This is a genomic window from Kitasatospora purpeofusca (genome assembly GCF_034043715.1).
Taxonomy (GTDB): domain Bacteria; phylum Actinomycetota; class Actinomycetes; order Streptomycetales; family Streptomycetaceae; genus Kitasatospora; species Kitasatospora purpeofusca_A.
In genome coordinates this window covers 1-8,811 of record NZ_JAXCLC010000018.1, presented here as the reverse complement: position 1 = coordinate 8,811, position 8,811 = coordinate 1, and the positions used below count along the sequence as shown (strand labels likewise).

The 8,811-nt window shown below is 76.3% G+C and carries 4 protein-coding genes; 2 read left to right on the top strand and 2 right to left on the bottom strand.

The window, feature by feature from the left end; genetic code table 11:
* Positions 1-132 precede the first annotated feature (132 nt).
* Positions 133-4,752, bottom strand: coding sequence for a non-ribosomal peptide synthetase (locus SM793_RS12110; RefSeq protein ID WP_320438124.1), 4,620 nt, complete (start codon positions 4,750-4,752; stop codon positions 133-135).
* A gap of 92 nt (positions 4,753-4,844) precedes the next feature.
* Positions 4,845-5,093 (bottom strand): MbtH family protein, encoded by a 249-nt coding sequence (locus SM793_RS12105; protein WP_320438184.1) that lies wholly within the window; start codon positions 5,091-5,093, stop codon positions 4,845-4,847.
* Positions 5,094-5,430: 337 nt separating this feature from the next.
* Between SM793_RS12105 and SM793_RS12100 the strand changes: the two genes are divergently transcribed.
* Both SM793_RS12100 and SM793_RS12095 read left to right on the top strand, forming a co-directional pair.
* The gene (locus tag SM793_RS12100) at positions 5,431-6,186 is read left to right on the top strand and encodes an ABC transporter ATP-binding protein (protein ID WP_320438123.1); all 756 of its coding nucleotides are present in this window, start codon (positions 5,431-5,433) and stop codon (positions 6,184-6,186) included.
* Complete coding sequence (locus SM793_RS12095; RefSeq protein WP_320438122.1) at positions 6,180-8,729, top strand: FtsX-like permease family protein; 2,550 nt, start codon at positions 6,180-6,182, stop codon at positions 8,727-8,729. Before SM793_RS12100 ends, SM793_RS12095 begins: the two co-directional genes overlap by 7 nt.
* Positions 8,730-8,811: the final 82 nt, after the last annotated feature.

The following is an 8,811-nucleotide window of genomic DNA, read 5'->3' as shown; positions in this document are numbered from 1 at the left end:
TGCTACTGCTCCTCGTGTTCTTGCCGGTTGTCGGTCGGCGCTTGCCGCGTGTCGGGCGCTGTCGGGCGCTGTCGGTGCGAGGTGGGGGGGGGTGCCGGGTCCTGCCCCGGGCTCCAGGGCCTGCCTTCTGCCCTAGACGAGTTCGGAGTCGTCCAGCTGCTCGATCTCGGCCCTGACGAGGTCCTCCACCGCCTCCGCCAGCCGGCTCACCGTCGGGTGGCCGAAGACGGTGGCGATCGAGAGGTCGACGTCGAACTCGTCCTGGAGCCGGGAGGTCATCCGGATCGCGAGGATCGAGTGCCCGCCGAGCTCGAAGAAGCTGTCGTGGACGCCGACCGAGGACAGGCCCAGCAGTTCGGCCCAGACCTCGGCGATCCGCTCCTCGGTGGGCGTGCCCGGCGCGTCCAGGTCGCCGGCGGCCTGCTCGGTCGCGGGCAGGGCCCGGCGGTCGACCTTGCCGTTGGCGGTGAGCGGGATCCGGTCCACCGCGGCGACGGCCGCGGGCACCATGTACTCGGGCAGCACCGCGGCGAGGCGGGCGCGCAGCGCGTCGGCGGCGAACTCCCCGCCCTCCGGGACCACGTACGCGGCGAGCGACTTCTCGCCGGTCGCGCTCTCCCGGACGAGGACGACGGCGTCCCGCACGGCCGGGTCGGCGGTCAGTACGGCCTCGATCTCGCCGAGTTCGATCCGGTAGCCGCGCAGCTTGACCTGGGTGTCGATGCGGCCGAGGAACTCGATCGCGCCGCCGTCGAGCACCCGGGCCAGGTCGCCGGTGCGGTAGAGCCGGGAGCCGGCCGGTCCGTACGGGTCGGGGACGAAGCGCTCGGCGGTGAGGTCCGGGCGGCCGTGGTAGCCGCGGGCGAGCCCCGCGCCGCCGACGTGCAGTTCGCCGGCGACGCCGACCGGGGCGGGCCGGCCGGCCTGGTCCAGGACGTACGCCGTGGTGTTGGGCAGCGGGCCGCCGAGCGGGACGGTGCCCTCCTGCGGCCGGTCGACCGGGTGGGTCGTGGAGCCGATCGAGGCTTCGGTGGGCCCGTACTCGTTGATCAGCCGGCCGGGGCCGAGCGCCGCCAGCCAGTGGTTGGCGGTCCGCGCGGGCAGCGCCTCGCCCGCCACCAGCACGAGGTCCGCCAGGGCGGCCGCCCGCTCGGTGCTCAGCTGGTCGGTGAGCAGCTCCAGGTGGCCGGGGGTGAGCTTGACGAAGCTGTACGGCGCGCCGGCGGCGAGCGTCTCGCCGAGGCGGCCGAGGTCGAGGTCGGCGGGCAGCACGTGCACCGGGCGGCCGGTGATCAGCGGCGCGTACAGGTTGGTGGCGGGCAGGTCGAAGGCCAGTGAGGAGAACAGCGGCGCGCCGCCGGGGCCGCGGACCAGGTCGCGGGCCGCCCAGCGCAGGTGGTTGGCGAGGCCGCGGTGGTGCACCGTGACGCCCTTGGGGCGGCCGGTGGAGCCCGAGGTGTAGATGAGGTACGCCGGGTGCTCGGGGTCGGTGGCGCGGGCGGGCGCGGTGGCCGGGCGGGCCGCGACGGCCTCCCGGTCTGCGTCCAGCAGGATCCGGGTGCCCGGGAAGCCGCCGGTGGTGGCGGTCAGCGCGGTCTCGGTGACCAGCAGCGGCGCCCGGCAGTCGGCGAGCACGTGGCGCAGCCGTTCGGCGGGCAGGGCCGGGTCGAGCGGCAGGTAGGCGGCGCCGGCCTTCCAGATCGCGAGCAGGGCGGGCACCAGGTCGGGCCCGCGCTCCAGGCAGACGCCGACGACGGTCTCCGGTCCGGCGCCGGCGGCGGCCAGGTGGTGGGCGAGGCGGTTGGCCCGCTCGTCCAGCTCCCGGTAGCTCAGGGTCGCGCCGTCGGTGACCACGGCCGGGGCGTCCGGCGTGGCGGCGGCCTGCGCCTCGATCAGGTCGAGGGTGGTGCCGGCCGGCCAGTCGGCCCGCTCGCCGGTGCCCCAGTCGCCGAGCAGCCGCGCCCGCTCGGGGGCGGAGAGCAGCTCGGCCGCGCCGAGGGCGGTCGCCGGGTCGGCGGTGAAGGTCTCCAGCAGGCGGCAGAACTGCTCGGCCAGCCGCTCGACGGTGCCGTGCTCGAACAGCGCGGCGGCGTACTCGAAGGCGCCGCTCCAGGTGCCGTCGGCCTCGCTGCGGACGTACAGGGTGAGGTCGGTCTTGGCGACCCGGCGGGCCGGGTGCAGGTAGTCGAGGTCGGCCCGGTCGGGCATGCCGCCGATCAGCCGGCCGTCGTGGAGGTTGAAGGCGACCTGGTAGAGCGGGGTGCGGGAGAGGTCGCGCTCCGGGTTCAGCTCGTCCACGATGTGCTCGAACGACAGCTCCTGGTGCGCGAAGGCGTCCAGGCAGGTGGCCCGCAGCCGGTCCAGCGCCTCGGTGAACGGCAGACCGCCGTCGAGCCGGCAGCGCAGCACCAGCGAGTTGAGGAAGAAGCCGACGGTCCGCTCGACCTCGGGCCGGGTGCGGCCGGCCACGGGTGTGCCGACGACCACGTCCCACTGGCCGCTGTGGCGGGCGAGCAGGGTGCCGAAGGCGGTGAGCAGGGTCATGAACGGGGTGGCCTCGCGGCTCTGCCCCAGGCGGGTGACCGCGTCCATGAGCCGCGGCGGGATGCCGAAGCCCACCACGCCGCCGCGCGGGTCGCGCCGGGCCGGACGGGGGTGGTCGGCGGGCAGCTCCAGCGGGACCAGGCCGTCCAGGACGCCGCGCCAGTGGTCGAGTTCGCCGGCCAGCCGGTCCTTGGAGTGCCACTGCCGCTCCCAGGACGCGTAGTCGGCGTACTGGACCGGCGGTTCGGGCAGGCGGGCGGCGGTGCCGGCCCGGTGGGCGGCGCACAGGGTGCGGAACTCGTCCTCCAGGACGGCGACCGACCAGCCGTCGCAGGCGATGTGGTGGATGGTCACCAGCAGCAGCCGCTCGTCCCCGGCCTCCGGGGTGGCGGCCAGGGTGGCCCGCCAGATCCGGCCGGCGGCCAGGTCGAAGGGGGTCTCGAACTGCTCGCGGAACAGTTCCACGACCTGCTCGCGGCTGCCCTCGACGGTGCGCAGCTCGATCGGCAGGGTCTCGCCGACCTCCTGGACGGGCTCGCCGTCGACGGTGCGGTAGCGGGTGCGCAGGACCTCGTGGCGGTCGGCGAGGGTGTCGAGCACCAGGCGGACGGTCCCGTCGTCCAGGTCGCCGGGCACCCGCAGGAAGAACGGGGCGGCCCACTCGGGGCCGGGCTCCATGGTGTCGAGCAGCCAGATCCGGCGCTGGCCGGAGGAGAGCGGCAGCGGGCGGTCGCGGGGCACCGGGACGACGCCGGGGACGGCCCGCTCGGCGGCGGGGACGGCGTCCGCGCCCTCCTCGAGCGCCAGCAGGGCGGCCTGCTCGCGGACGGTGACGGCGGTGAACAGGTCGGCGAGGACGACGGCCGTGCCGGTGGCGGTGTGCAGGCGGCGGGCCAGCTCGGTGAGCAGCAGCGAGTAGCCGCCGAGCTGGAAGAAGTTGTCCGCGGCGCCGACCTCGGCGACCTCCAGCAGCTCCGACCAGACCTGGGCGACGGCGCGCTCGGCGGCGGTGGCCGGGGCCACGTACGCGGGGCGGGCGAACGCGGCGGCCGGGGCGGGCGCGGGCGCGGCGGCGGCCTCGTCCAACTGCTCCAGGGTGCCGTCGTTGCGCCAGCGCACGGGGGTGCCGGTGGCGTGCATCCGGCTGCCGGGGGCGCCGAAGAAGGCAGGGCGCAGGCGGTCGGCGGTGGCCCTCGGGTCGCCGGCCCAGCCGCGCGGCAGGCCGAGGCCGGCCACGTGCAGTTCGCCGGGGACGCCCGGCGGGACGGGGTCGCCGTACTCGTCGACGACCAGCACCCGGACCTGGGCGACCGGGCGGCCGAGGACGGGGGCGGCGCTCTCCCGGGCGGTGTTCTCCTGGGCGGTGTTCTCCCGGGCGGGGTCGACGTCGGCGGCGGTGACGATCAGCGCGCCGGGCTCCAGGACGTGCAGGGTGCGCGCCTCTTCGGCGCGGGCGGCCAGCGCGCGGCCGGCGGCCGGCGGCAGGGCGGCGCCGAGGGCGAGCACCAGCCGGAGGTCCGGGGTCGGCACGTTGGCATCGGCCGCCTCGGCGAGGGCGGCGGCGGGCGCGACCAGCACGGTGGCCCGCTGCTCGGCGGCGGCGTCCAGCAGCCGGGCCGGGTGCGGCGCCGGGGCGGGCAGGACGGCGGTCGCGTCGGCGGTGAGCGCGGCGAACAGCGCCCAGGTGGCCGCACCGGCGGGGCCGGTGACGAGGACCCGGTCGGTGGCGTCCAGGCCGTGGTCCTCGGCCAGCCAGCTGACCTGGTTGACGACGGTGGCGTGGTCGAGGACGGCCGCGGGGGCGCCGTCCGCGCCGGGGGCGATCCAGGCGGCGGCCTGCGGGTCGACGTCCACCGGGGCGGCGATCGCGGTGGCGCGCAGCGCCTCGGCGAGGGTGCTCCGGGCGGCTCCGTCCTCCTCGCGGCCGTCCTGGCGGCTGTCCGTCAGGACCAGGTCGGCGGCCGCCCCGGCCGTGTCGGGCCGCCCGTCGGCGTCCAGCGGCAGCACCGCGGCACCGGCCCGCCACACGCCGAGGACGGCCGCGGCCAGGTCGGCGCCGGCCGGGAGCCGGATTCCGACCACCGATTCCGGACCGATTCCGGAACCGGCCAGGAATCCGGCGATCCGATCGGCCCGCTCGTCGATTTCGCGACGGCCGACCTCGTGGTGGCCGTCGAATACGGCGACCGAGTCGGGAACCCGTTCCACCGAGTTCGCGAAAAGGTGATGCACAAAGGACTGCCGTGCCACGAGAGCTCCTCGCTCGGTCACTAAGGGGCGGATCAGCTGCTGTGCCGGGCTCAGCCGGCGACGGTCCCGGCCGCGACGGCCCCGGCGGCGGTCCCGGCGGCGGCCTCGGCCATCCGCAGGCGCAGGCTCAGCGGGCGCATGTCGGTCCACACCTCGCCGATCCTGGCCAGGCACTCCTCCTTGCTGCCGGAGAAGCCCTCCTGGTGCCAGCCCGCCGGGAGCGCCCGGTCGGCCCACCAGATCGAGTACTGCTCCTCGTCGTTGAGGACGACGAGGTAGGTCTGCGTGTCAACGTTCAGCTCGGCCACAGCCGGGTCCCCGATCACTTGAGGCTGGTGTCGCACGGGGCGGTCGGCCCGCACCCGTGCCCTTCATACGGAGCGAGTCTGGGGATGCCCGCTATAGGTGCTCTATACGTCCCCGGGGGAGGCTCGGGACCGGCCGGACGGCGTCCCGTCGGGACTCTTCCGAGGGCTTCTCCGGGTACTCCTCGAAGGCTTCTCCGAGTGCCCTTCGAGGGCTCCTCGGGGGCTCCGATTGCCGTTTGCCGCAGTCCCGGGGTGTAGCGGACTACACCCCGGAAACAGAACTCCGCTTCATTGCCCGACCAACGGGCCGGAAGGTGTACTTGCTGCCATGACCGCCACAGCCCGCGGCACGGAATTCGCCGTCGAACTCCGCTCCGTCTCCAAGACCTACCGCTCCGGCCCCGAGCCCGTCGTCGGCCTCGACGAGGTGAGCCTCGGCTTCCCGTTCGGCACCTTCACCGCCGTCATGGGCCCGTCCGGCTCCGGCAAGTCCACCCTGCTGCGCGCCGCGGCCGGCCTGGAGGGCATCGACGGCGGCCAGGTGCTGGTCGGCGGCACCGAGCTGGGCGGCCTCAAGGACAAGGAGCTGACGCTGCTCCGCCGGGAGCGGATCGGCTTCGTCTTCCAGTCCTTCAACCTGCTCCCCTCGCTCACCGCCGCGCAGAACGTCGCGCTGCCGCCGAAGCTGGCCGGCCGCCGCCCGGGCAAGGCCGAGGTGCTGGCCGCGCTGGGCTCGGTCGGCCTGGCCGAGCGGGCCGGCCACCGCCCCGGCGAGCTGTCCGGCGGCCAGCAGCAGCGGGTCGCCATCGCCCGCGCCCTGATCAGCCGGCCCGCCGTCGTCCTGGCCGACGAGCCGACCGGCGCGCTGGACACCAAGAGCGGGCGCGAGGTGCTCGCCCTGCTCCGCGGCCTGGCCGACGACGCCGGGCGCGCCGTCGTCATGGTCACCCACGACCCGGTCGCCGCCTCCTACGCGGACCGCGTGGTCTTCCTGACCGACGGCCGGCTCGCGGGCTCCCTGGAGGAGCCGACGGCCGACCGCGTCGCCGCCCGGATGACGAGCCTGGAGGCCCTGGCGTGCTGAGCGTCGCCCTGTCCACCCTCCGGGTCCGCTGGACGTCCTTCGTCGGCACGTTCGTCGCGCTCTGCCTCGGCGTCGGCCTGATGGCCACGGCGATGCTGGTCATCGGCGCCACCGCCGGGGTCGCCGACCTCGCGCAGCAGCGCTGGTCCGGCGCGCCCGCCGTCGTGGTGCCGGACACCGGCATCGACCTCGCCGACAGCGAGGGGCAGATCCAGAGCGCCGCGGTGGTCCAGCAGCCCGGCCTGACCCCGGAGCTGGTGGCCTCCGTCGCCCGCACCGGCCGGGTGGTCGAGGACCACACCTTCTACGCCCAGCTGGCCGGCGGCCCGGCCGACCAGGTCGGGCGCGGCTGGTCGGCCGCCGAGGCCGGCGGCTACCGGCTGGCCGCGGGCGCCGCCCCGGCCGAGGCCGGACAGGTCGTGGTCGGCGGCGGGGAGGCCGGGCTGATCGGCCGCACCCTGCCGCTGCTGACGGCCGACGGCCCGCGCCAGGTCACCGTCACCGGCGTCACCGACGCCGTTCCGTTCGAGCACGCGGTGTTCTTCACCGACGCCGAGGCCACCCGGATCTCCCCGGCCGTCGACGCGCTGGCCGCCTACGGTCCGGCCGACGCCGTCCGCCGGGCCGTCACCGAGACCGGCCGGGGTCCGGGGCGGGCCGCCGTCCTCACCGGCAAGGAGCGCGCCACCGCCGACCCGCACCACGCCTTCCTGCTCAGCCAGATGGACAACGTGGACACCCCGCTCGGCCTGGCCGCCGGGGTCGCCGGCTTCGTCGCCGTGTTCGTGGTCGCCGGCACCTTCGCCCTGTCCATCGCCCAGCGCCGCCGGGAGCTCGCCCTGCTCCGGCTGATCGGCTCCACCCGCCGCCAGCTGCGCCGGCTCATCCACGCGGAGGCCGTGCTGGTGGGCGTGCTCGCCTCGGCGGCGGGCTGCGGGCTGGGCCTGGTCGGCGCACCGCTGTGCCGTGGCTGGCTGGTCGACCGCCACATCGTCAGCTCCGACTTCACCGTGCCGATCACCGGCTGGGCGCTCGCCGCGGCGGCCACCATCGGTCTGGTCACGGCGGTCGTCGGCGTCGTCGTCTCCTCCGTCCGGGCCGGGCTGATCAGCCCCGGCGAGGCGCTGCGCGAGGCCGCCGTCGAGCGCAGCCCCAAGGGGGCGAACCGCTTCCGCTGGGTGGTCGGCGGGCTGGCGCTGGCGGCGGGCGTGGTGGCCGTCAGCGGCACCGCGACCATGCAGCCGGAGGCCGGGTCCAACGCGGCCGCCTCGGCCTCGCTGGTGCTGGTCATCGTCGGCGCCTTCGTCACCCTCGCCGGGGTGCTCGCCGGGCCGGTGATCCGCCTGGTGACCGGCCTGCCCGCACGGTTCTCCCGCTCCGCCGCCGACTCGCAGGACGCGGGGGGCGCCGTCTGGTCGACCGCCCGGCAGAGCGCCCTCACCGCCTTCCGCCGCACGGCCGCGACCACCACCCCGGTGGTCATCGTGGTCAGCCTGGCCGGCTGCCTGCTCGGCAGCATCGGGACGATCAACGCGGCCCAGGTCAGCGCCGTCGGGCGGCAGCTGTCCCGGACGGACTGGGTGGTCTCCCCGGCCGGGACCCCGGGCCTCACCCGGGCCCTGGTCGACCGGGTCCGGGCCGTCCCGGGCATCACCGCCGTGGTCTCCACCCCCACCACCGTCTACGCGGAGGAGGAGGGGCCGACCGCCGTCTCCCTCCAGGCGGCGGCGGTCGACGCGGCCGGGCTGGCCACGGTCGCCGAACTCCCCGTCGTCAGCGGCTCGGCGGCCGACCTCGGGCCGGGCTCGATCATCGTCAACTCCATCTGGCCGGGGAGTCCGCACGCGGGCGACGAGGTCGGCACCTGGCTCGCCGACGGGACGCGGAAGACCTTCAAGGTCGCGGCCGTCCTCCAGGCGGGCGCCGACAGCACCCAGGCGTACCTGGACGCCTCCGACGCGGGCGCCGGGTCCGTCCTCCCGTCCCGCATCATCGTCAAGCTCGCCCCGGGTGCCGACCGCGAGGCCGCGAGCGCCGCGCTGCAGGCGGCCGTCTCCGGCCTCGGCGCCCGGATCAGCACACCGGACGAGGTGTCGGCGGCGGCGACGGACGCCAACCAGGAGAGTTCCAAGGACGGCATGCTGATGATCCTCGGCCTGTCGGTGCTCTACGCCCTGGTGGCCCTCGCCAACACCCTGGTGATGACGCTGGGCGACCGCCGCCGCGAGCTGGCGATGCTGCGCCTGGCGGGCGCCACCCGGGGCCAGGTCCTGCGGGCCGTGGCCACGGAGACCCTGCTGTGCGTCGGCGCCGGCGCCCTGGTGGGTGCGGTCGCCTCGGCCATCAGCATCGGCGGCTCCTGGGCCGCGCTGCACCAGCTGGTCGGCCCGACCCCTGCGGTGGTGCCGTGGGCGACGCTCGGCGAACTCCTCGCCCTCTGCGCGGCCATCGGCCTGACGGCCGCCGTCGTCCCTGCGGCGCTGGCACTGCGGGGCGGTGACGGCCGCAGCATCCTCGCCGGCATCGCGGGCGAAGCGGGCTGAGCGAACAGCCCTGGGCAACGGCGGGAGTGGGGGGGGGGGGCGGGGGGGGTGGCCCCCCCCGCCGCCCGGCGGGACCCGGCGG

What these genes read in the sequence shown, in the direction of transcription:
- SM793_RS12100 (WP_320438123.1), top strand. Translation starts at nt 5,431, where the DNA reads ATGACCGCCACAGCCCGCGGCACGGAATTCGCCGTCGAACTCCGCTCC.